The sequence below is a fragment of the Psychrobacter sp. UBA2769 genome (assembly GCF_002352555.1).
GTDB classification, from domain to species: domain Bacteria; phylum Pseudomonadota; class Gammaproteobacteria; order Pseudomonadales; family Moraxellaceae; genus Psychrobacter; species Psychrobacter maritimus.
In genome coordinates this window covers 33068-55627 of record NZ_DEIR01000008.1, presented here as the reverse complement: position 1 = coordinate 55627, position 22560 = coordinate 33068, and the positions used below count along the sequence as shown (strand labels likewise).

The window sequence follows — 22560 nt, the reverse complement described above, 5'->3', positions numbered from 1 at the left end:
TAATTGTTGAGGGGCTTTTCTTTGCGTGGGAATTATTAAACTATAATAATCTTCTGGTTATATGTTTGACTTCTCGTTATTATATTTTGAGCAAAAGATAATATTATAAATCCTTATATTAGTAGAGATTATTTTTATGGATACAAGAATCATTACATATGATGAGATTCAATCGTTACTAAACTTAGATGAAGATCATTTTAACGATTTAAAAAGTAAAAAAATTAGTCCTGCAAAACTCCAACAAACATTTGTTGCTCTTGCAAACTCAGACGGAGGAGATTTGTATATAGGCATAGAAGATAAAAAAGTAATGGGAGAAAGAATATTTGGCTTCGAAGAACCTGAAGAAGCTAATGCATTGATTTCAACACTTTTAGAGGACACATCTCCTTCTGTAGAAAATGTAGCTATTGAATTTTTAAGTGTTTCCGATAAAGGATTAATTTTACATATAAGCATTCCAAAAAGTCCTAAAGTTCATTATACCTCTGCTGGAGACTGCTATATTAGAATCAATGCTTTGAAAAAAAAGATTAAAGGTGAAAGGATAACTCAACTTAGTTATTCGAAAGGTGCTGAACCTTATGAAAGAAGGGGTTTAGACAGTGTGGATATTGAGGATATTATAGATGGTCATCTACTGTCTGATTATATGAGGCGTGTTGGTACTCATTTACAACCAGGCGCCTTTTTAAGGAAACAACGTTTATTAACTAAAAAAGACGGTCATCGCATACCTAATGTTGGTGCCGTACTCTTATTCGATGAAGAGCCTCAAGCTACTTTAGAAACACGTTGTGCTGTAAAAGTATATAGACTTCGAACAACTGAGACACAATACAAGCGAGAGCAGCTAGAAGAAATGCCTGTTACAATAAATGGTAACGTAGAGAATGTAATTGATAAAACTATTCAACAAGTGTCAAAATATATTGACGGTGCCTCATTTAATGATGGAGGTAGAGTAGTAAAATTAAATTATCCTGCTGAAGCACTTAAAGAGATACTTGTGAATGCAGTTATTCATCGAGACTATAGCTTAAATGATGATATACATGTTCGAGTCTTCGATAATCGTGTCGAAATCCAGAGTCCAGGTAGGCTCCCTGGATATATGACATTAGAAAACCTATATGATGAAAGATTTTCAAGAAATCCTAACATAGTTCGAATGTTGCATAACCTTCCTAATCCAGTTAATCATGATATCGGAGAAGGTTTAGATACAGCTAAAAATGAACTTAAGAAAGCAGGACTTATTGATCCTGAGTTTAGTGAAAAAGAAAACGCTTTTATTGTTACCATTAAACATCAAAAATTAGCGTCCATAGAAGATGTAGTTTTGCAATATTTTTCAGATAACCCTGATTCATCAATTAGTAATAAACTTGTAAGACAGGTTAGTGGCGAAGACGATATGCAGAAAGTCAAGAAAGCGTTACAGAAGCTTAGAGCTAATGGTCAAATAAAAGTTGAGGATGAGAGTGTGTCAGCATTTTATTATAGATATATTAAAGCTTAAGTTTTAATCTTCTATTAAGTACAATGTGGTAGGTTAAAACTAATCTATTTTCTTTATTAATTTATAAATCAAGATAACCTATCTGAAAAAGAGAAATCTATGAAAACCTCAAAAGTAACCTATCAAGGCGACCTACGCACTACTGCTATTCATCTACAATCTAATAATGAAATTATTACTGATGCGCCGACTGACAATCAAGGTAAGGGCGAAGCATTTTCACCGACTGATTTATTGGCGACCAGCTTAGCCAGTTGCATGTTGACGATTATTGGTATTAAAGCGCGTGATATGGAGATTGATATCGCAGGTACTACGAGCGAGGTGACCAAAATAATGGCTGCTGATCCAAGACGTGTCAGCGAAGTGCATATTGCCATTACTTTTAATCAAGAGTTAGATGACAAGACGCAAAAAATATTTTATAACACTGCGCTGACTTGTCCGGTTGCGAAAAGTATCCATCCTGATATCATTCAAAGAGTGACTATTAATTCTAAAAGCTATTAATGCCAATAGCTATTGATTCTAAGAACTACTAATTTCAAAAACTAGTAACCTCTATAAGGGTGATTGATATGGCTAGCAAAACCTTACTTATTGTTGCACATGCGCCATCGCCTAATACCAAAAAATTGGCACAAGCGGCTTACGATGGTGCCAATCATCCCGATATAGACATCAATGTCATTCTTAAAGCGCCGCAAGATACCCAGCCTGAAGATGTGCTAGCAGCCGATGCGCTGTTATTAGGGACGACTGAGAACTTGGCTTATATGGCAGGACTGACCAAAGATTTTTTTGATCGCTGTTATTATCCGGTGTTAGAGAAGAAGCAGGGCATGCCGTTTGCGTTATATATTCGCGCAGGTCATGATGGCACGGGCACTAAGCTTGCTATGAAAACGATTACGACCGGACTGCGTTGGGAATGGATTCAAGAAGCGCTGATTTTACAAGGTGATTGGCAAGAGGGATTTACTGAGCAAGTCGAAGAGCTGGCGATGACACTGGCAGCTGGGCTAGAAGCGGGTATTTATTAGTGCTTAATCTTTAATTTATTGATACTTGGTTGGTAATTTATATCCCGTTGCTATTTAGTTATTATCAAGATAAGAGGTTTTATGCTTAATCGTAGCTCAGATAATAAACAGTCTACTCTTACGGCTGGACTGCCATTCTCTCAAGCGTGTGAAAATAATCAGCAGCCGATTCTAGAAATCTTACAGCAAGAGTTGCAAGACTGTACTCATGTCTTAGAAGTGGGTTCTGGAACCGGTCAGCATAGTGTCTATTTTGCACCACGATTGACGCATGTAAACTGGCAGACCAGTGATGTGTTCGCGCATCATGCGACTATCAACGCTTGGCATGCTGCTTATCCTGCGCCTAATTTATATGCGCCGCTTACTTTTGATGTATCGTGTGATTCAGTGCCGATAAATAAGGCTGTTGCTGCGCCTTATGATGCAGTGTTTACCGCCAATACTTTGCATATTATGTCGTGGTCTTTGGTTAGCAAGTTATTTGAATTGGTCGGCGATATGCTACCTTTAAATGGTAAGTTTATCATTTATGGACCCTTTAACGAAAATGGCCGTTATAGCAGTGAAAGTAATCGTCAGTTTGACCATAGCTTGCGGCAACGCGATAGCAACAGTGGTATTCGTCATCTAGAAGACGTTATAGATTTGGCAAATACACATCATCTAGTGCTATCTAATACCTATATGATGCCGGCTAATAACCAGATATTGGTCTTTCAAAAGAAATCTTAATGCATATATATTTTAGAAAACATGCTTTAACAATGCCAACTTACCCTTATTGATAACGTCCATTCTATTTATCCGCTAAAAAATTCAAAGTGGCGCTGTTAAGAGTGCCTAATTCCTCAGCATAAACGCCTATTAATATACCTTTGCCTGTAATCTCAATAACAACCTCATTAACGCCTCTTTATTAAGGCATATCTTCACGCAGTGACAATGCGTTTCATGCTTAACCAAACATCAACACGCTTAACGATATATATGACATACCTGCTGTAGTTTTTGAGTAATATAATTGATGAGCTTAAGTGTCTTAATATCTAAAAGCTTTTTCATCTTTTAAAATCAGCCGTGCAACACAGAAAATTAAACGACATATGAAGTCAAAACCATCTCTAAGGATATAAAACTGTGTTAGCGCTTATTAAATGGGCTATCTATCGCTCATTTTTACTCATTAGCTAGGATATTTTATGAATAATAATATTGATCATACCGACCCCGCTAAAGATATGAATACCGAACGCGGCAATGGCGGTGAAACGCATCAGCGTGCCGATGGCGATACTAAAGCGATGACGACCCAACAAGGCGTGGTCATCTCTGACAATCAAAACTCCCTGAAGGCGGGCGCACGTGGTCCGGCGCTATTAGAAGATTTTGTTTTACGCGAAAAGATTAATCACTTCGACCATGAACGTATTCCAGAGCGTATTGTCCATGCACGCGGTAGTGCGGCCCATGGTTATTTTGAGTTGACCGAATCGTTAGAAGAATTTACCACTGCTAAGATTTTGACTGAAACAGGTAAGCAAACGCCATTATTTACCCGTTTTTCTACGGTTGCTGGTAATAAAGGCTCAAAAGATACGCCGCGTGATGTGCGTGGTTTTGCGGTGAAAATTTATACTGAAGAGGGCAACTGGGACATCGTCGGTAACAATATGCCGATTTTCTTTATTCAAGATGCGATGAAATTCCCTGATTTTGTTCATGCGGTAAAACCAGAGCCGGATCGTGGTTTCCCGCAAGCGGCCTCTGCCCATGATACTTTTTGGGATTTTGTCTCGCTTAGCCCTGAGACCATGCATAATGTCATTTGGCTGATGAGCGATCGCGCGCTGCCGCGTAGCTTGGGGATGATGGAAGGCTTTGGTATTCATAGCTATCGCTTTATTAATAAGGACGGCAAGAGTACCTTTGTGCGTTTCCATTGGAAGCCGGTACTTGGCGTGCAGTCGCTGATTTGGGATGAAGCGGTTAAAATCTCTGGCGCAGATCCCGATTATAATCGCCGTGATTTATTTGAATCGATTAATAATGGCGATTATCCAGAGTGGGAATTTGGCGTCCAGCTATTTACTGAAGAGGAAGCCAATGAGTTTCCGTTTGACCACTTAGATGCCACCAAGCTGATTCCAGAAGAAATGGTGCCAGTACGCATCGTAGGTAAAATGGTGTTAAATCGCTATCCGGATAATTTCTTTGCCGAAACGGAGCAAGTGGCGTTCTGTCCATCGCATCTGCCACCGGGCATCGACTTTAGTAACGACCCTTTACTACAAGGTCGCCTGTTTAGTTATTTAGATACGCAGCTGTCACGTTTGGGCTCGCCAAACTTTGCGCAAATTCCGATTAATGCGCCAAAATGTCCGTTTGCTAATAATCAGCAAGACGGTCATATGCAGATGCACGTGCCAAAAACGCGCGTCCTTTATGAGCCACAAAGCCTTGATCCGACAAGGCCGCGTGAAAGTATTAAAAAAGGCTTTGAGTCGTTCCATGAGCAGCTAGACGATGGCGTCAAAGGTCGCGTGCGCGCTGAAAGCTTTGCCGACCATTATAGCCAGCCGCGTATGTTTTATCTTAGCCAAACGCCAACTGAGCAAGCGCATATTGCCTCAGCCTATGCCTTTGAGCTGGGTAAAGTAGATACCGCCCATGTTCGTACGCGTATGCTTGGCCATCTGCTGAATATTGATGAAGATTTGGCACAGCGTGTTGCAAAAGCATTGGGTATGGAATTGCCAGAAGCAGCAGAGCCTGCTGCGCCGATACAAGATATGGTGACTTCTGAGAAATTACAGACGATTGGCTTGACGCCTAAAACCCTAAAAAGTCGCTTAATTGGCATTTTAGTCGCAGAAGGCTCAAAACACAGTGAGATTAAGAAGTTTGAAGAGGCGGCAAAAGCGGAAGGCGCTCGCGTGAAAATCGTCGCGCCAAGTAAAGAGGTGGTTTTAGACGATGATACTCGCATACAAGCCGACGAGCGCGTAGCTGGTGGCCCGTCAGTGATGTTTGATGCGGTGGTCAGTATCATTATGCCTGAGCAAGCAAAGAAGCTGGCTAAAGACAGTGCCACGCTTGATTGGTTTAATGATGCTTATGCGCATTGTAAAGCCATTGCTTATTGCGGGGCGACCGATGAGTTTATCTTAAGTAAATTACCGATTGAAAAAGATGCGTTTGTCACGCCACTGGCTGAACTTGATAGCTTTATCGAAAATGCCAAATCGCGCTTGTGGGAACGGGAGCCAAAAGTGCGTGACTTGGCTTAATTGATGATTTAGCTTAATAGTTAGCTCTTTTAATAATAAAAACTCAGCCGCTAGTAATAATTAGGTGCTGGGTTTTTTTATTATCTCCGCGCTTTAAATGCCTAATAAAAGCCATATAAACTACTTATCTATAGTCAGAAGCGTTCACTCAAAGTCATTTATTTTACAGGGATGGGCGTTATACTAAAGGACGAATTTTCATTTTATTAGCAATAAAGTGAATAAAAAATATCATTAATATCTCACTGGTTTGTTAATAAGATGACAGGAAAGCGGTCAAGGAAGATAAATGAGTTTATGTCATATCGTACGCTTGGATGGGTATATTCAAAGTAGCTATCTCGCGGTTTATCCAGATAAATTGATGCTATTAGACGGCTGCTGTCGTCCTGATGTGGCGTTGGTGCTGGGTTATATTAAAAATACTCTTAAGCGCCCAATCAGTGACTTAAAAGTGGTGGTCGTCACCCATATGCATCCAGATCATGCGGGCGGCGCGCACAAACTGCGTACGGCAACTGGCTGCTTGATCGTCTCTGCTGCGAAAGAGAGCCAGTGGTACAGCGGTGTTGGCGGGCGAGTTATGCATCTGGTGGATATCGGTTTAGCGCATTATGTGGCCAAGCGGCAAGGGCGTGCTATTACAAGGCTGTGGTATAGCGCGCATCTGCAACCTGATTTAACGGTTGGCGATGGTGATACGATACCCCAGTTTGATGATTGGCAGGTACTTGAGACGCCAGGGCATACGGATCGTGATTTATCTTTGTTTCATCTGCCAAGCCGTCAGGTGTATACCGCTGATTTAATCATCAAGCTGCGCCATAAATTTGTCGCGCCATTTCCTATTTATGATCCTAAAGTTTATATTCAGTCGCTACAAAAGGTAAAAGATTTAAAACCGTCAAATGTCATGATGGCGCATGGTTGTGAGTTGGATATTGATGCAGCTACTTTTGACAAGCTGATTGCCCAAGCGCCTAAGCATCGGCGGACCATTAAAGATACCATTAAACATAAATTGCTTTGGCGACAAAATGACGGTTTTAGCCTTCGTAAGCGTAAACGTTAAAAGCTAAAACGTTTACGCTATAAACTACCGCTTTAATAAAAGATTTAGCCAAAAAAAAGCCCAATCATTAAATGACTGGGCTTTCCTAAATATGGTGGGCCGACCGCGACTCGAACGCGGGACCAATTGATTAAAAGTCAACTGCTCTACCAACTGAGCTATCGGCCCTGAGAAGCGTTAAAAAATTGCATGACAATTTTAGCTTCGCAAGATAAATTTCCTTAAAGGGAAATTTATTAAAACTAGACATCAAAAACAATGTCTTTAAACTTATTACGCTACTACCGGATAGGGTAGCATACATGATAAGGGCAATACTAAAGATGGTGGGCCGACCGCGACTCGAACGCGGGACCAATTGATTAAAAGTCAACTGCTCTACCAACTGAGCTATCGGCCCTGAGAAGCGTTAAAAAAATTGCATGACAATTTTAGCTTCGCAAGATAAATTTCCTTAAAGGGAAATTCATTAAAACCAGACATCAAAAACAATGTCTTAAAGCTTCATTTCTTTATCTATTCATGAATCAATATCAAAAAAGACAATAAGCTTGTTTACCCGTTTAGATTATTTGTATCTCTAAACGTGAGAGCACATTATATATATAATTATGACAATTACAACCCCGAATACTAAAAAAAGTGCAAATCCGTGCAAATTAAACCTATTTTTTTTAAATTTAAGGATTAATTGGCTTTTAGAGACTTTAAAAACCTATTAATAGGGCGTTTTCAACTTTGTTTTTTGACGTTTACCTTTAGCGTTAGTCGTAAAATTATTCTAATCTCTAGAAAGTGCTTCTACTGGATCCAGTTTGGCGGCATTACGAGCAGGTAAGAAGCCGAATACAACTCCGATAAGCGTTGAGCACACAAAGGCGGCAATAATGGACGTCGATGAGTAAATAACTTTAAAGCTATCGCCGCCGACACGGTTAATCAGCTCACCGATAGCAAATGCCATGCCTATACCCAATAGTCCGCCTAAAATACAGACCAAAACTGCTTCAATCAGAAACTGCTGCATGATATCGCTTTGACGCGCACCGACGGCCATACGTACGCCAATCTCATTAGTGCGCTCGGTCACGGAGACTAACATAATATTCATTACGCCAATCCCGCCGACAATTAACGAGATAATAGCGATAGAAGATATTAATAACGTCATAGCAGCTGTGGTAGATTCAATGGTTTGACGGATAGAGTCGGAGTTACGGATGCGAAAATCATCGGTGCCATGACGGCTAGTCATTAGCTCAGCGATGGCAGACTCAGCGGCAGCAGAGGAGATATTATTGTCAATCAGCGCGACAAAGCTCTCAATATAGGCACTGCCTATCAGCCGCGACATCATGGTGGTATAGGGCATATATAACGTGGGCGAATCGACGCTGCGACGAAAGCCACCATCGTTTGGCTCTAAAACCCCAATCACACGCCCAGGGACGCTACCTATCAGTAAGACTTCGCCAATCGGATTGGCATTGTCAGGAAAAAAGGTCTTATTGGCATTATCATCGATAATGATATCTTGGGTGCGGCGTAGGATACTTTGTTCATCGAAACCCTGACCTAGTGCCAGCTTTTCACCGCTGACATCAAGATAATCTTTACCGACGCCGCTGATACTGGCGGCTTCTTGGATATTACGATAGCGCACGTTCATATTGCTATTGAGCTGCGGGCTGACACTGACCACATAAGGCTGGTCAGCGACCGCTTGGGCGTCTTGTGGGGTTAGATTGTCATCGTTGTACTGCCGCCTAGGGTCGCCGTAGGGATAGCCGTCGGTAACAGTAATGGTATTAGTACCTAAGGAGCTGATATTGGATAATATCTGCGCTTGAGAGCCTTTGCCAAGGCCAACTACTGATACCACCGAAGCAATACCAATGATAATCCCTAACATCGTCAATAAGGTGCGCATTTTATGGGCGCGCATGGCAAGTAAAGACATTTTAAAGGCTTCAAATAAGCGGTCGATAAAGCTGCTAAAGGCGCTTTTACGGTGCTTATCTATCATCGCCGCTGGCTGGGCTTCTGCTTGCTGATAATCTTCGTTTTTATAGTCGGCGATGATATAACCGTCTTTGATTTCAATGACGCGCTCAGCTTGGGCAGCAAGGCTAGGGTCGTGGGTGACCATAATAATGGTATGACCTTGCGCGTTTAAATCTTTGAGGATTTGTACGACATCTTCGCCGGATTTGCTATCTAGCGCGCCTGTTGGCTCATCGGCTAAGATGATATCGCCGCCATTCATCAGCGCCCTTGCGATAGAGACACGCTGCTGCTGACCGCCTGATAACTGGCTTGGGCGATTATTGACCTTGTCCGCCAAGCCTAAATCTGACAATAGTTTTTCGGCACGCTCGCTGCGCGCTTGCCCATCCATCCCTGCATAGACTGCCGGTACAGATACGTTGTCGCGGGCATTGATATCGCCTAATAGATGATAGCGCTGAAAAATAAAACCAAAGTGCTCACGGCGCAGTTTTGCCAGCTCATCTGCATCTAGGCGGCTGACCGATTGACCAAATATTTTATAATCGCCTGCAGTTGCTTGATCTAAGCAGCCCAAGATATTCATCAAGGTTGATTTGCCTGAGCCTGATTGCCCGATGATAGCGACCATCTCGCCTTGATTGATGGTCAAATTGATATCGTGCAACACGCGAATGGTCTGCTCGCCAGCTTTGAACTCTCTAATCAGTCCTTTGACTTCCATCAACGGCGTATCAGTTACATTAGAAGTTAGGTCTTGGTTGCTCATTTGCTATCCTGCTTATCTCAAATCTCAAGTCATTATCAAAGCCAAAGCTGATGTTTTGCTAGCGACGATTTTATTTACAGCGGTTTTCTAGCACCTTTTAAATATTAAAACGGTCGACCGCCTCTGCCACCTTTACTGCCTTTGCCGCTATCCGGTCCTTCTTCGCTTAATATAACCTCATCGCCTTTATTAAGACCGCTTAAGATTTCAGCATTGACGCGGTTATTGATACCGACTTTAACGGTTTGCTCGACGACTTCGCCATCGGCTTTAAGTACACGCACCATGGCCATGGTTGCAGCCGAGTCATCGTTAGTATTATCGTTGACAGTGTTATTAGCAGTGAGTGACTCTTTTTTAGCCTTGCTGGATTTTTTAGATTTACCGGCAGGTTGCAGGGCAGCAGAGGGGATAAGTAGCGCGTCTTTTGCTTGATTAATAACGATATAAACTTGCGCGGTCATATCGATACGAAAGCGGCGCTCGGTATTGGGCACTTCGATATAACCGACGTAATAGATGGCGGCATCGGTCGAGCTGGTATCGCTGATTTTCTCAGGAGCCGGTTCAATGGCTTTAAGGGTCGCATCATACTTTTGGTCGGGATTACCGATGATATTAAAATAGACTGGTAAGCCTGCTTTGACGTTAATGACGTCGGCTTCAGAGATTTGCGCATTGATACGCACGGTCGATAAATCGGCTAAGGTAACAATGGTCGGTGCGGTTTGGTTGGCGTTAACCGTCGTCCCTTGCTCAGTGGTCACCGAGACTACCGTCCCTGACATCGGCGCGCGAATGGTGGTATAGCTTAAATCTTCCTGCGCGGTACTAACGTTGGTTTGAGATTTACGTAATGCCGCCTGTTGGCTATTGATATTCGCCTCGGTAGTCGCTATTGCGGCTTTTGCTGTCTCGATGGCAGCGCGCGCATTGGCGACCGATGCCTGTGCGGTGGCAACCTTTGTCGCTTGCGTATCATAATCCTGCTGCGATATCGCATCGATAGCCAGTAAGCCTTGTAGGCGCGAGAAGTCTGCTTGTGCTTGTCTCAGCTCAGCTTGACGGCTGGCAAGATCTGCTTGCGCACTTTTTAGGCTTGCCTGACGACTCAACGACTCAGCACGGGCACTTTGTAATGCCGCTTCACTTTGCTCAAGGCTCGCTTGCTCATTGCTTAGATTATTCTTTTGGGTAACCTGATCAATCTGCGCAATTAAATCGCCTTTTTGCACTTCATCACCGACTTCAACAAACAGCCGTGTCACCTCACCCGATACCTGCGCACCCACATCGACGGTATTTAACGCCTTAACTTTACCGGATGCCATGACGTTATTTTCGATATCGCCAATCTCAGCGGTCGCTGTTAGATAGTTGGGTGTGGTTTCTTTTGGTTTAAAGGTTTTATAGGCCAAAGCCCCTAAAGCTATGATGACTAGGGCAATAATGCCCCATTTAATAGCAGACTTTTTGCTCATTTTGCGCATGACAACAATCCAATCACAGTTAAATCAAGTGTAGCTATAGTAGAGGCTTGCTGGACAAAAGGGAATGGCAATTAGTTTGCGAAACGTTAAGAGGAGAAATAGTGGTAGTAATAATGCGACAAATTGCAGACAAAAAATAACCCTATAAAAAGGGCTAGATAAGAAAAAGTGATGTTTTATCTTTAATAAGCTACGCCGTAGAGTTAATAATAAATAAAAGAAATATATTATATTATGACGCGGGACAGGAATACGTTTTTTTTGCTTGCTGTGCCTACGCCGACAGAGGCTGCAAAAAACTCATTCCTATCCCGCTATCTGCTTTTTTATTGAAATCAGTATATGCTTGCCTGATCATTTAATGTGCTTGAAATAACCTTCGCCCTGATAGCTCAAGCGCTGCTTGCAGTAATAACTCCCACGCTGGCTGGCGAACCAAGCCTTTAATCGCTTGGTCACATTTATAAAGCAGAGCAGGCCATGCAGCAGTTTGAGCTTTTGAATGGCGGCGGCATGCTTGCTGGTATAAGCCTTGCTTACTACGCCAAATGCCAAGCGCTTGCGGGTCTTGTCCGTCCATCAATTGCATAATCTGCCGCATGTCTTTACTAATCGCCCATAAAACCAAGGTGGTTGGCTCATCAGTCGCTTTCAGCTGAAAAATAATTTTAGCAACTTGGGCACTATTGCCAGCAAGCATCGCATCGGATAAATCAAATACACTGAACTGGGCATCGCTGACCAATGCCGCTTGCAAATCATTAATATCTAATGCCACGTTTGTCATAGGCGGGCTAGAATTATTATCAAGATTTGCACTATGGCTATGATGACTGTCACTGCTACTAGGACTGTTACTGCTACTATTTGCCATCAATTGCGGCGCAAATAAATACGATAGCCGCCATAAAGTTTGATAAGCACTGAGCAAATGATGCTCGGTATGTGACATCAGTAGCTGCCAAGCTTCTTGCGACAGTGTTAAGCCAAACTGCTGGGCTTGTATCTGCAATAATTGCTGACGTTGTTGCTCGTTATACAAATTGCAGTCGATAACGTGACCATATTGCGCAAATGGCGCAAACCATTTGCTGGTTTGGGCGCGTTTATCCTGCTTTGGCGTGAGCCATAACAAGCTATGACTATGAGCTCCTGTCTGTGCATCGACGGCAAAACGTTCTAGCTCGGCAATAACGGCTTTATCAGGTTTATGGTTACCCGTGACAATCAACGCACTGGCATCATCGAATAAAGACTGACTACCAAGCTCTGATAACACTTCCTGCCAGCTCTTTACTGACACCAGCTCGATACGTTTAATGGCGTAATTCTGCGCGCGCCAATGCGGACGCAGCGCATCGATAAGCCATTGACTGAGTAAGGGCTCATCACCGTGTGCCAGCCACAAGCCTGCTACTGCAACGGAAGGTTGTAGCAGTTTTGGATAAGCTTGTATAAAAGTATCTTGCATAGACGAAGAAGGACACAAGGTTATGAATAGGGGAGTAAAGCTGCCATTATTTAAAAAAGTACTTTAAAAAAAGAGCCATTTAAATAAAGGCAGCGTTAGTAAGGTTATGTTTTAACAATGATATTGTTAAAACATGAACGTTTAAAAATGAAAAAATAGCAACATTAAGATTGCGGTACGATAACAGCAGTAGATGCTGAACCTTTACCATTTTGCATAGCTGGTTTGCCACTGTTAGGGGCAATTTTAGGCAGCGCAATCGCCACATATTGATCGGTAATTCGGCGCGCTAAGCTGTCGTAAAGCCAGTCACGAATTTGCTCGCCCTGCTGATCATCGGTACTCACCGATGCCTCATTATATTGATAGCTGCGCTCAACTTGGATAGGGTTGGTCAGTGTCACAGGCTTGCCATTCTCTACGCTTTGATAGCTGACATCAGCTGACATCACCAAGCGAATTTCTGTCAAGACACCAACCAGCTCATAACGCTTAAAACGGACATTATTAACCGTAATTGCTGCAATGGTTTCTGCGCCCGCTTTTTGGTTATTGCTGGCCACATCAGCCAAGGTCATATTATCAATAACCTCAACACCCAATGATTGTAGACGCCGTGTTAGGGGACGTTTCAATGGAAATGAGGTGCGATTGTCTTCGATAATTACCGCTGTCTTAGCAACATCAAATAGCATGGGTGCATCATAGCCGCGTAGCTGAAAACCGCAACCACTGAGACTGGCACCTGCACCCAATACCGCAAACATTGGCAAAGCTGTCAGTAGCGCTGTTACCAGTTTTTGGGTGCCTGATTTACGAATCATGCTGCTTTTTCCGTCTGATTTTGCTTGATGTGCCTGCAAAGCTCGGTGCTTATACGACATAATCGCTATCCTTATTTTGATAAGAAGACCTAAAACGCAATGTCTAAAAATGCTGGGTTTAAAACACTAGGTTTGAGAACGCTGCATTTAAAAGTGCAACGTCTAAAAACCCAGTTTTTAAAAACATAACGTTGTAAAGGTCTAGCCTGCAACCACAATATTAACCAGTTTGTTCGGTACGACGATTTCTTTTTTAATCTCGCCCGTAAGGAATTTTGCCACGCCTTCAAGCGCTTTTGCTTGCGCTTTCAGCTGCTCAGGATCGCTATTAGGCGCGACATCCATTTTACCGCGCATTTTACCGTTAACCTGCACCACCATCGTAATCATGTCTTGCACTAGAGCGCTTGCATCGACTTCTGGATAGTTTAGGGTAACGGTATCCATTCCTAATTGCTCAAGCAAATGCTCACCGATGTGCGGCGCGTATACCGAGAGGATAATCAATAAATCAATCAGGGCTTCATGCTGTACTTGCAGGTCTTGCTCACTGTTTGCTTTAAAGTTACTTAACTCGTTAGCAAGCTCCATTAGGCTAGAAACTGGCGTATTGAGTGCTAAACGTTTACCCAAATCACTATCAATCTTACCAATCGTTTCATGGGTCTTACGGCGTAATGCTTTCGCTTCTTTGCTTAAGTTATCCGTATTGAGTGCTTCATTATTTAGCGTATCAAGATTTAAATTTGCGTCGGCAAGTGCTTGCATATGCTCGGTCGCAATGCGCCAAACTTTTTTCACAAAGTTATAAGGGCCTTTTAATGCATCATCTGACCATTCGAGGGTTTGATCGGCAGGGGCGGTAAATAAGGTATATAAACGCACGGTATCCGCGCCATATTTATCAATGGTAATTTGTGGATCGACACCGTTGTTTTTTGACTTCGACATTTTTTCGATTTTACCAATCGTCACTGGCTGACCGTCTGATTTTAAAATGGCTTTAATCGGCTGACCACGCTCGTTAAAGTCAATATCGATGTCTTTGGTAAAGTAATAAGTGGTACTGCCATCGCTATTCACGCGGTAGAACGTGCCGGCAAGTACCATACCTTGGGTCATCAAATTGGCAAATGGCTCATCGCCTGATACCAAGTTTTCATCGCGCATCAGTTTATGGAAGAAGCGGGCATAAAGTAGGTGCATGACTGCATGCTCGACACCGCCGATATATTGGTCAACCGGCAACCATTTATTGGCGGCAGACTTATTAACCATATTGGTCGTATCGTGTGGGCTGGCAAAGCGCGCATAGTACCAGCTCGACTCTACAAAGGTATCAAAGGTATCGGTTTCACGCTCAGCAGGATTGCCACATTTAGGACAAGTGGTATTGACAAATTCTGGGATGTTTTTTAGTGGATTACCGCGACCATCAGGGACGACGTCAGTTGGCAAGACCACTGGCAAATCTTGCTCTTCAACCGGCACCGTACCGCAATGCTCACAGTTGACCATTGGGATAGGGCAGCCCCAATAGCGCTGGCGAGAGACACCCCAATCGCGCAGACGGTATTGGATTTTTTTCTTTGCAAGAGATTGTGGCTCAAGTTTAGCTAGCATGGCTTCAAACGCTTGCTCGAAGTCCATGCCGTCAAATTCGCCTGAATTGACTAAGGTATTGCGCTCGGTATAAGCACGGTTGCTCTCAGTATCATTCGCTTTGGCGTCTTCTTCTACTTGATCAAGAAAGCCTGTAGGAATGTCAATCACTTGCTTAATCGGTAAGTTATACTTAGTCGCAAACTCGTAATCGCGCTCATCATGAGCAGGAACCGCCATCACCGCACCTGAGCCATAGCTCATCAGTACATAGTTGGCAACCCATACAGGCACTTCTTCGCCAGTCAATGGATGAGTGACGGTAAGACCCGTATCCATACCGATTTTTTCGGCTTTAGCCAAATCAGCCTCAGCAACTGAACCTTTTTTACAAAGGGCACAGAATTGGGCAATCGCTTCATCTTGTTCAGATGCGTATTGTGCCAACGGATGCTCGGCCGCGACTGCGACATAAGTCACACCCATCAAAGTATCAGGACGAGTCGTGAACACATCTAAGGTATTGGTTTCGCCAGCCAGCTCATAAGGGAAATGGACTTCCATACCGGCACTACGGCCAATCCAGTTACGCTGCATGGTTAGCACTTCAGACGGCCAGTGACCTTCTAACTGGTCTAAATCATCAAGCAGCTCATCAGCATAATCGGTGATGTTAAAATAATACATTGGGATATCGCGCTTTTCGACTGCCGCGCCACTACGCCAACCTTTACCATCAATGACTTGCTCATTGGCTAATACGGTGTTGTCGACCGGATCCCAGTTAACAGTGGCAAGCTTTTTATAAACCAAGCCTTTTTTGTATAACTGTAAAAACAACCACTGTTCCCACTGATAATACTCAGGGCTACAAGTGGCAAATTCACGTGACCAATCAATAGACAAACCAAGCAATTTAAGCTGCGCGCGCATGCTGTCAATATTGGCAAACGTCCATTCGGCAGGCGGTGTTTGATTGGCAATCGCGGCGTTTTCTGCTGGCAGACCAAAACCATCCCAACCCATTGGCTGCATGACCTCATAGCCTTTTAGGCGATAATAACGGCTCAGTACATCAGAGATAGTATAGTTACGCACGTGACCCATATGCAGCTTACCGCTTGGGTAAGGGAACATCGACAGCATATAGCGACTTGGTTTGTCGCTTGGCTCATTACTGACTTCAAAACGCTTGTCAGTTGCCCATTTGGCTTGCTGCGCCGCTTCAATCAGTTGCGGCTGATACTGGGCGTTATCGATAGAAGTATTATTGGTATGGGTAGTATTAGCAGTTTCTGCTGTCACGGCGTTGCTCATAGTTGGCTCGGAATAGGTTATTACAGATAAATTGGGTAAAATTTTACAATGCCATAGCATAGCGTAATTTGGCAAAAATTGCGACGATATGATGGGGTGTTTGCTCACCGTAAAGGCGATAAATCTGCAAAGTGAATACGCTTATGAATGTTTTCGTCGTCATAAACCAAATGCTGATGTCAGTTAGGTATAATAAACAAAACAATGATCATTGATTTGGAGTTTTTATGACCATCACTATTTACGGTATCAAATCTTGTAGCACCATGAAAAAGGCTTTTACTAAGCTTGATGAGCTGGGCGTTAGCTATGACTTTCACGATTATAAAAAACAAGGCATTGATAAAGACAGCGTACAGCGTTGGGTAGAAAGTTTAGGCATTGATAAAGTATTGAATAAGCGTGGTACGACATGGCGTAAACTGACTGATGAGCAAAAACAAGCCGCCGAAGATAATGTGAATAACGCCATTGATTTGCTGATAGAAAATACCAGTATGATTAAGCGTCCAATAGTTGAAGGTCAGCTGGCAGATAAAAACAATGGTCAGCCGATACTATTATGTGGTTTTGATGCAGCTGAGTTCGAGGCGGCTTTTTTATAAATAAGTGCTCATAAAAACGCTATCAGTTTGGCAAATTATAAATTATTATTATAATTAAGTTTGCTGGCTCATCATGTTCACGGACGAGGATAGGATTATGAGAAAATTAATATTGATAGCAGCGTTAGCGTTAGCGTTAGCGCCTTTATTAACGGTCACCGCGCAAGCTGCTGATACGTCAACCAAAATTACCTTTGCTAAAGACAGCTATTGCGGTAACTTTAGTGGCAATCTCAAAAACGGCAAAGTATTTCGTTTATGGTTACTGCCTGATCAAAAATTAGTGATTCGTAACGTCGGTGACGACCAAATCAGTGTCGCTTATGTCTCAGGGCCAGATGGTCGCTTAAATGGCGATCGCTACGAAAATGAAAACTCTTATATCACCCAGCGCAAAGGCAATCACCACATGAAAGTGTATGGCAACAGTAGCCATAGTAACGTAGAGTTTTGCGCTTATTAAACGATTCTAAATTAAGCGGTTTTGATAAATAAAAATCCCGAGCTTGTAAACCAAGCTCGGGGCTTTTTCATAAATTATTACAGCTATTCGTTAAGTAAGTCTAAATCACGACTGATAAGTGTACCAACCCCTTTATTGGTAAAAATCTCCAATAGCGTTGCATGCGGCACACGACCATCGACGATAACGGCACTTTTTACGCCGCTACGTACCGCATCAAGCGCACATTGAATCTTAGGAATCATACCGCCTGAAATCGTACCATCTTCAATAAGGCTATCGACTGTCTTTGGCGTTAATCCAGTCACGACTTCACCGTCGCGTCCCAATACCCCTTTGATATTAGTCAGTAGCATGAGCTTTTCAGCTTGCAAAAACTCTGCAACTTTACCGGCGACCAAATCGGCATTGATATTATAAGTATTGCCTTCTTCATCGACGCCAAGAGGGGCGATAACAGGGATGAAATCAGAGGCAATCAGCATATTAATCACGTCTTTATTAACGCTGACCACATCACCGACAAAGCCCAAATCGACCGGCACGGCAATACCATCTGCGCCGATTTTTTCCATCATTAACTTTTTAGCTAGGATTAAATTGGCGTCTTTACCCGTCAGACCAATCGCGCGTCCACCGTGCTTATTGATTAAGCTAACGATAGATTTATTGACGCTTCCGCCGAGTACCATCTCGACGATATCCATCGTACTTTTGTCAGTCACGCGCATGCCGTCGATACGATCAGATTGACGACCAAGCTCTTTTAACAGATTATCCACTTGTGGACCACCGCCATGTACGACCACAGGATGCATGCCAACGGTTTTTAATAAGACGATATCACGGGCAAACGAGCTTTCAAGCGCAGGGTCGGTCATGGCATTGCCGCCGTATTTAACTACAATGAGCTTATCAACAAAGCGTTGAATATAAGGCAGCGCCGTGGTTAATACTTCTGCGGTAATTTTGGCTTCATCCAAATTAAGCGTCATGACAAGCTCCTAAAAGACAGGGTTAAGCGGTGGATTAATTGAGGGTTTCTGTTTCTGTGTGGCGTTCTCTAATAAGACGTTCTCTAATAAAATAAACGGTAAAAATCAGTTAAATAATACCTATTCAGCAACAATAGCCAAAATTTGCGTGGCTAAATGCTCATTAAATGGGCGGCATAAAGCGGCAAACCTCGTTTGAATATCGATAAGGTCGGCGATGCTATCACCAGCGAAGCGCACGGTCAGATTTTGACTGGTATTTGATTGACGTAGTACGCCAAACCCGCGTGCAAAATCCAAACGTACTCCATCGATACAGCTGAGCTTGGTGCCCACGGGTAATAATTTTTGCGCCTGCTCTAAAGTCATATATTGGCTTTTAGCTGAACAGCTACAAAGTGACGGCGCACAGCTAATGATTGCTTGTGGGTCAGGTTGGGTAATAAAAGCAGCTGATGTCGCATGAACCAATTGCTGTAAATACTGACAGAATCTTGCCAGTTGCTGCACGATGGAACAGTCGGTAAGAGCGGTTGCTGGTAGCGGTAAATAATGGTCAGCCGTACTGACGATAACGGGTAAATTATCAATGATATCGGCTAAGTTTCTCGCACAATTCGGCTTAGCAGGCAGTGGTTTAGCTAGCCAATGTAGCAGTCTTAATGCGGCATACATGGCATCATCATAAAGAATAAAGTAGCTATCATTAAAAATAAAATGCCCAGATAATTCACCGGCAAAGATAATTTGACCGCCAGAATTCTGTATTTTTTGCCGCATCAGGCTGCTACCTGTTTTACTAATCACAGGCGTTGCGCCAAGTTCAGTAATGAGCTTTGGTAAATGATGGCAGCATTTAATATCAAAGAGTACTTGAGCGTTTGATAATGACTCATTTAAAGGCTGAGGGCGCTGATTGACAGCTACCGTTGCCAACAGATAAAGCAGATGGTCAGGAGTGACGACCTTGCCTTTATTATCGACCACCATCAACCGATCGCCATCACCATCAAAGGCGATACCTATATCTGCTTGATGCAGAAGTACGCTTTGCTGTAACTGCTTAAGACGCTGCGGCTCAGTCGGGTCCGGATTGCCGGCAGGGAAGTCACCGTTTGGCGTATCATTCAGCATGATGACACTTTGGCAAAAATTGGCAAATAAATGCTTGGCGATATTGCTGGTCGCGCCATGCATACAATCAATGACTACCACCAAATCGAGTTTGGAGGAGGGTAGTTGGCTATCTTCTGCAGTTTGGTTAAGAAGCTGATTATTATGTTGATAAATTTGCTTAAAGACTTGTGTAATGGCGTCACTATAAGCGCTTGCGACTTGATTAACAGGCAAATGCTGTTGTTTATGATAAATGGGCTTAGCAATGTTGCTTAAAGACGGGTTTTGCGCATTATCAATACCCAGTTGCTGATATAGCGCTTGAATGTCTGCGCTGCTAGGCGAGATATGATTGACGAGCCATTTAACCCCTAAAATATCTTTAGCAGAATGGCTGGCAGTGACGATAATGCCATGCCCCTGATATTGCTCCGCCCAAAAAATCATCATAGGCGTGGTAACTAAGCCCAGTTGAATGACTTGTATACCTTGTTGAGACAAAATATGAGCAAGTGCCTGCGCAATGGTATGGCTATCACAGCGCACATCATAACCAATCACGACAATGGTTTTTTCATTAGTGCTTTGGCGATTGTTTTCACTGCTAATTTTGCTATTTTTTGCGCTATGTTTTTTACTATCAATATTTTGCTGAAGTTGATAAAGATGAGCAAAAGCGTGCCCCAATGCGTGAATAAAGTCATTGGTAAACTGCTGGCGCGAACCACGAATATCATAAGCACGAAATAAGGATTGCTGCGCAGCAAAAGACGGCATCGCTTACTCTCCTTATTGTCGTGATTGTTAAGTTATCATGATTGTTAAATTAGTATGATTTTTAGATTGTCATCATAATCAACAATTAAAATGGTAAATCAGTACGGACTACGGACTACGGACTACTGACGACCAGAGTGGCCAAAACCACCAGCACCGCGTGCGCTGGTATCACTAAATTCTGCCACTACTTCAAACTCAGGGCGAGCAACCGGTACAACCACATATTGCGCCATACGCTCTGCAGGATTTAGCACAAAATCTTCATTACTGCGATTCCAAATACTGACCATCAGCTCACCTTGATAATCGGCATCAATCAAGCCGACCAAATTACCCAAGACGATACCATGCTTATGACCGAGACCTGAGCGCGGTAAAATCATGCCAGCAAAGTTAGGGTCTTGAATATAAACCGCAAGTCCGGTACCAATCAAATGCGTCGCACCGGCTTTAATCGTCAATGGCTCGTCAATGCAAGCACGCAAGTCGATACCTGCGCTGCCATCGGTTGCACGTGTCGGTAGCGAGAACGCTTTATCTTCAGTAATTTTAGGGTTTAATACTTTAACTTGTACAGCTTGCATAACGCACTCACTTAACGATGTAATGGTGTTGTAAACAGAATGAATCACATTTTTAACTGTTAGGTTTTAAATGCTTAACAACAACTATTAATAGAAATAGCTGCTGATTGTTAACTTTTAGTTTTCAGATTTTCATAGGCGATTGACTAAAGAATCAACACGCTCGCCAAGCCCAAAAACGACATAAAGCCGACAATATCGGTCACGGTGGTTAAGATAACCGAGGCGGATAGCGCAGGGTCGATGTTCATCCGTTTAAGCATTAGCGGAATACTAATGCCTGAAACGTTGGCGGCGGTCATATTAATCGCGATAGCAAGCCCAATGACAGCGCTGATTTTAATGTCATGAAACCACAATTGGGCAATAAACGCCATGATTATCGCCCATATGATACCGTTTATCGCCCCAACCCACAGCTCTTTATTCAATAACCATAGGCGGTTTGAACCACCGATTTGACCCATCGCCATACCACGAATGACGACGGTAAGCGTTTGCGAACCTGCAATACCGCCCATACTGGCAACCACGGGCATTAATATCGCCAGCGCCACGACCTTTGCCAGTACGGCTTCAAACTGACCAATCACTGCGGCGGCTAAGAGCGCGGTGCATAAATTAATACCAAGCCAAATACTGCGGCTTTTAGCACTGGTTAGGATGGGCGCAAACAGCTCTTCATCTTGGCTGACGCCAGCAAGGTTTTTCATGGTGCTATCGACATCATCTTGGATAATCTCCATGATATCTTCGCCATTTAACTGACCGACCAGCTCGCCGTGACTGTTAATCACAGGGGCAAAGCGAATGTCTTCTGAACGGAAAATCGCTGCCGCATCTTGAATGTCTAAGCGGTCATTGATGGTAATGGCCGCATCAATTAATGCCGATACTAGGGTACGTTGGTCATGTTTAATCAAATCGACCAAACTGAGCAGCCCGAGTAATTGCTGGCTTTGGCCGACGACCAATAGTTCTTGGCTCTCGTCATCGAGTAAATCGTCATTTTCTCGCAGCCAGTTTTGTACTTCTGCTAGCGTAATATCGTCTCTAATCTGAATAAGATCAGGATCCATATAGCTACCAACTTCCCAGTCGGCATAGGTATCGAGCTTATTGACCTGAATGCGAATATCTTCATCTAGAGTTGCCATCACCGAGGTGCGCACACTTTCGGTAACGGTATCTAGAATCTCGGAGATATCTTGCGCATCAAGGTCTTGGGTAAAAAGTGATATCTCTTTTGAAGAGACGTTTTCTAACAGCGGCTGGCGTGTATCAAACTCCAGCTCTGCAAGCACTTCGCCTTTGATATCTTCTGGTACTTGTGCCCAAATCAATAAGCGATTTTGGCTAGGAAACGATTCTAATAAGCTGGCAATCTCATATTCTGATTGCTTGGCTAAAAACTCGGTAATGGCCTCATAGGCTTTATCCGCGACCAACTCTTGCAAATACAGCAGCTTATATTCGCCGTTAGATTCCGCCGGATTGTAGTCTCCCTGTCGTGTCGATGGTCGTTCAGCATTCGGCGTCGAGGTTGGCATAAAGGTTCCAAGTTTTTAAAAGGTATTAATAATAATTAAAGTATCGGCTTTATATTT

Annotated in this window: 17 protein-coding genes and 2 tRNA genes; 8 read left to right on the top strand and 11 right to left on the bottom strand. The window is 43.2% G+C overall.

Going from position 1 to position 22560, the window contains the following annotated elements; genetic code table 11:
• Positions 1 to 136 precede the first annotated feature (136 nt).
• The 6 genes from B3Q63_RS03110 (at position 137) to B3Q63_RS03085 (ending at position 6930) form a co-directional block, all read left to right on the top strand.
• Complete coding sequence (locus B3Q63_RS03110; protein ID WP_296173649.1) at positions 137 to 1525, top strand: ATP-binding protein; 1389 nt, start codon at positions 137 to 139, stop codon at positions 1523 to 1525.
• 99 nt (positions 1526 to 1624) lie between these two features.
• Positions 1625 to 2035 (top strand): OsmC family protein, encoded by a 411-nt coding sequence (locus B3Q63_RS03105; protein WP_296173646.1) that lies wholly within the window; start codon positions 1625 to 1627, stop codon positions 2033 to 2035.
• Between the two features lie 68 nt (positions 2036 to 2103).
• A complete protein-coding gene (locus tag B3Q63_RS03100) occupies positions 2104 to 2568 on the top strand; it encodes a flavodoxin family protein (protein ID WP_296173644.1) in 465 nt (154 codons plus the stop codon).
• Between the two features lie 81 nt (positions 2569 to 2649).
• Positions 2650 to 3303: a DUF938 domain-containing protein gene (locus tag B3Q63_RS03095; RefSeq protein WP_296173642.1), complete on the top strand. Its 654-nt coding sequence runs from the start codon at positions 2650 to 2652 to the stop codon at positions 3301 to 3303.
• A 467-nt stretch (positions 3304 to 3770) separates the two neighbouring features.
• The gene (locus B3Q63_RS03090) at positions 3771 to 5858 is read left to right on the top strand and encodes a catalase (protein ID WP_296173640.1); all 2088 of its coding nucleotides are present in this window, start codon (positions 3771 to 3773) and stop codon (positions 5856 to 5858) included.
• Positions 5859 to 6147: 289 nt separating this feature from the next.
• On the top strand, positions 6148 to 6930 hold the full coding sequence (locus B3Q63_RS03085) for an MBL fold metallo-hydrolase (protein ID WP_296173638.1): 783 nt from the start codon (positions 6148 to 6150) through the stop codon (positions 6928 to 6930).
• 92 nt (positions 6931 to 7022) lie between these two features.
• Here the strand turns inward: B3Q63_RS03085 and B3Q63_RS03080 are convergent.
• The 7 genes from B3Q63_RS03080 to leuS form a co-directional block, all read right to left on the bottom strand.
• Positions 7023 to 7098, bottom strand: a tRNA-Lys gene (locus B3Q63_RS03080).
• Between the two features lie 156 nt (positions 7099 to 7254).
• A tRNA-Lys gene (locus tag B3Q63_RS03075) sits at positions 7255 to 7330 on the bottom strand.
• Positions 7331 to 7711: 381 nt separating this feature from the next.
• Complete coding sequence (locus tag B3Q63_RS03070; protein ID WP_296173636.1) at positions 7712 to 9706, bottom strand: MacB family efflux pump subunit; 1995 nt, start codon at positions 9704 to 9706, stop codon at positions 7712 to 7714.
• A 104-nt stretch (positions 9707 to 9810) separates the two neighbouring features.
• Entirely contained in the window at positions 9811 to 11196 is a 1386-nt protein-coding gene (locus B3Q63_RS03065; RefSeq protein WP_296173634.1) for an efflux RND transporter periplasmic adaptor subunit, read from the bottom strand.
• A gap of 358 nt (positions 11197 to 11554) precedes the next feature.
• A complete protein-coding gene (locus tag B3Q63_RS03060; protein ID WP_296173632.1) occupies positions 11555 to 12667 on the bottom strand; it encodes a DNA polymerase III subunit delta in 1113 nt (370 codons plus the stop codon).
• A gap of 164 nt (positions 12668 to 12831) precedes the next feature.
• Positions 12832 to 13551, bottom strand: coding sequence for an LPS assembly lipoprotein LptE (lptE, locus tag B3Q63_RS03055; RefSeq protein WP_271134280.1), 720 nt, complete (start codon positions 13549 to 13551; stop codon positions 12832 to 12834).
• A 141-nt stretch (positions 13552 to 13692) separates the two neighbouring features.
• Complete coding sequence (gene leuS / locus B3Q63_RS03050; protein ID WP_414706297.1) at positions 13693 to 16410, bottom strand: leucine--tRNA ligase; 2718 nt, start codon at positions 16408 to 16410, stop codon at positions 13693 to 13695.
• 227 nt (positions 16411 to 16637) lie between these two features.
• On the opposite strand from leuS, the gene B3Q63_RS03045 reads away from it, so the two are divergent.
• Positions 16638 to 17015 carry a Spx/MgsR family RNA polymerase-binding regulatory protein gene (locus B3Q63_RS03045; protein WP_296173621.1) on the top strand — a complete coding sequence of 126 codons (378 nt, stop codon included), beginning with the start codon at positions 16638 to 16640 and terminating at the stop codon, positions 17013 to 17015.
• A 97-nt stretch (positions 17016 to 17112) separates the two neighbouring features.
• Positions 17113 to 17478, top strand: a complete 366-nt coding sequence (locus tag B3Q63_RS03040) for a hypothetical protein (RefSeq protein ID WP_296173618.1) — start codon at positions 17113 to 17115, stop codon at positions 17476 to 17478.
• 83 nt (positions 17479 to 17561) lie between these two features.
• Here the strand turns inward: B3Q63_RS03040 and argB are convergent, their stop codons facing one another.
• The 4 genes from argB to mgtE all read right to left on the bottom strand — a co-directional run bounded on the left by argB (position 17562) and on the right by mgtE (position 22503).
• Complete coding sequence (gene argB / locus B3Q63_RS03035; RefSeq protein ID WP_201625626.1) at positions 17562 to 18473, bottom strand: acetylglutamate kinase; 912 nt, start codon at positions 18471 to 18473, stop codon at positions 17562 to 17564.
• 120 nt (positions 18474 to 18593) lie between these two features.
• Positions 18594 to 20366: a phosphomannomutase gene (locus tag B3Q63_RS03030; protein WP_296173614.1), complete on the bottom strand. Its 1773-nt coding sequence runs from the start codon at positions 20364 to 20366 to the stop codon at positions 18594 to 18596.
• A 122-nt stretch (positions 20367 to 20488) separates the two neighbouring features.
• Complete coding sequence (gene dut / locus B3Q63_RS03025; protein WP_149489623.1) at positions 20489 to 20953, bottom strand: dUTP diphosphatase; 465 nt, start codon at positions 20951 to 20953, stop codon at positions 20489 to 20491.
• A gap of 146 nt (positions 20954 to 21099) precedes the next feature.
• Positions 21100 to 22503, bottom strand: a complete 1404-nt coding sequence (mgtE, locus tag B3Q63_RS03020) for a magnesium transporter (protein ID WP_296173609.1) — start codon at positions 22501 to 22503, stop codon at positions 21100 to 21102.
• Positions 22504 to 22560 lie beyond the last annotated feature (57 nt).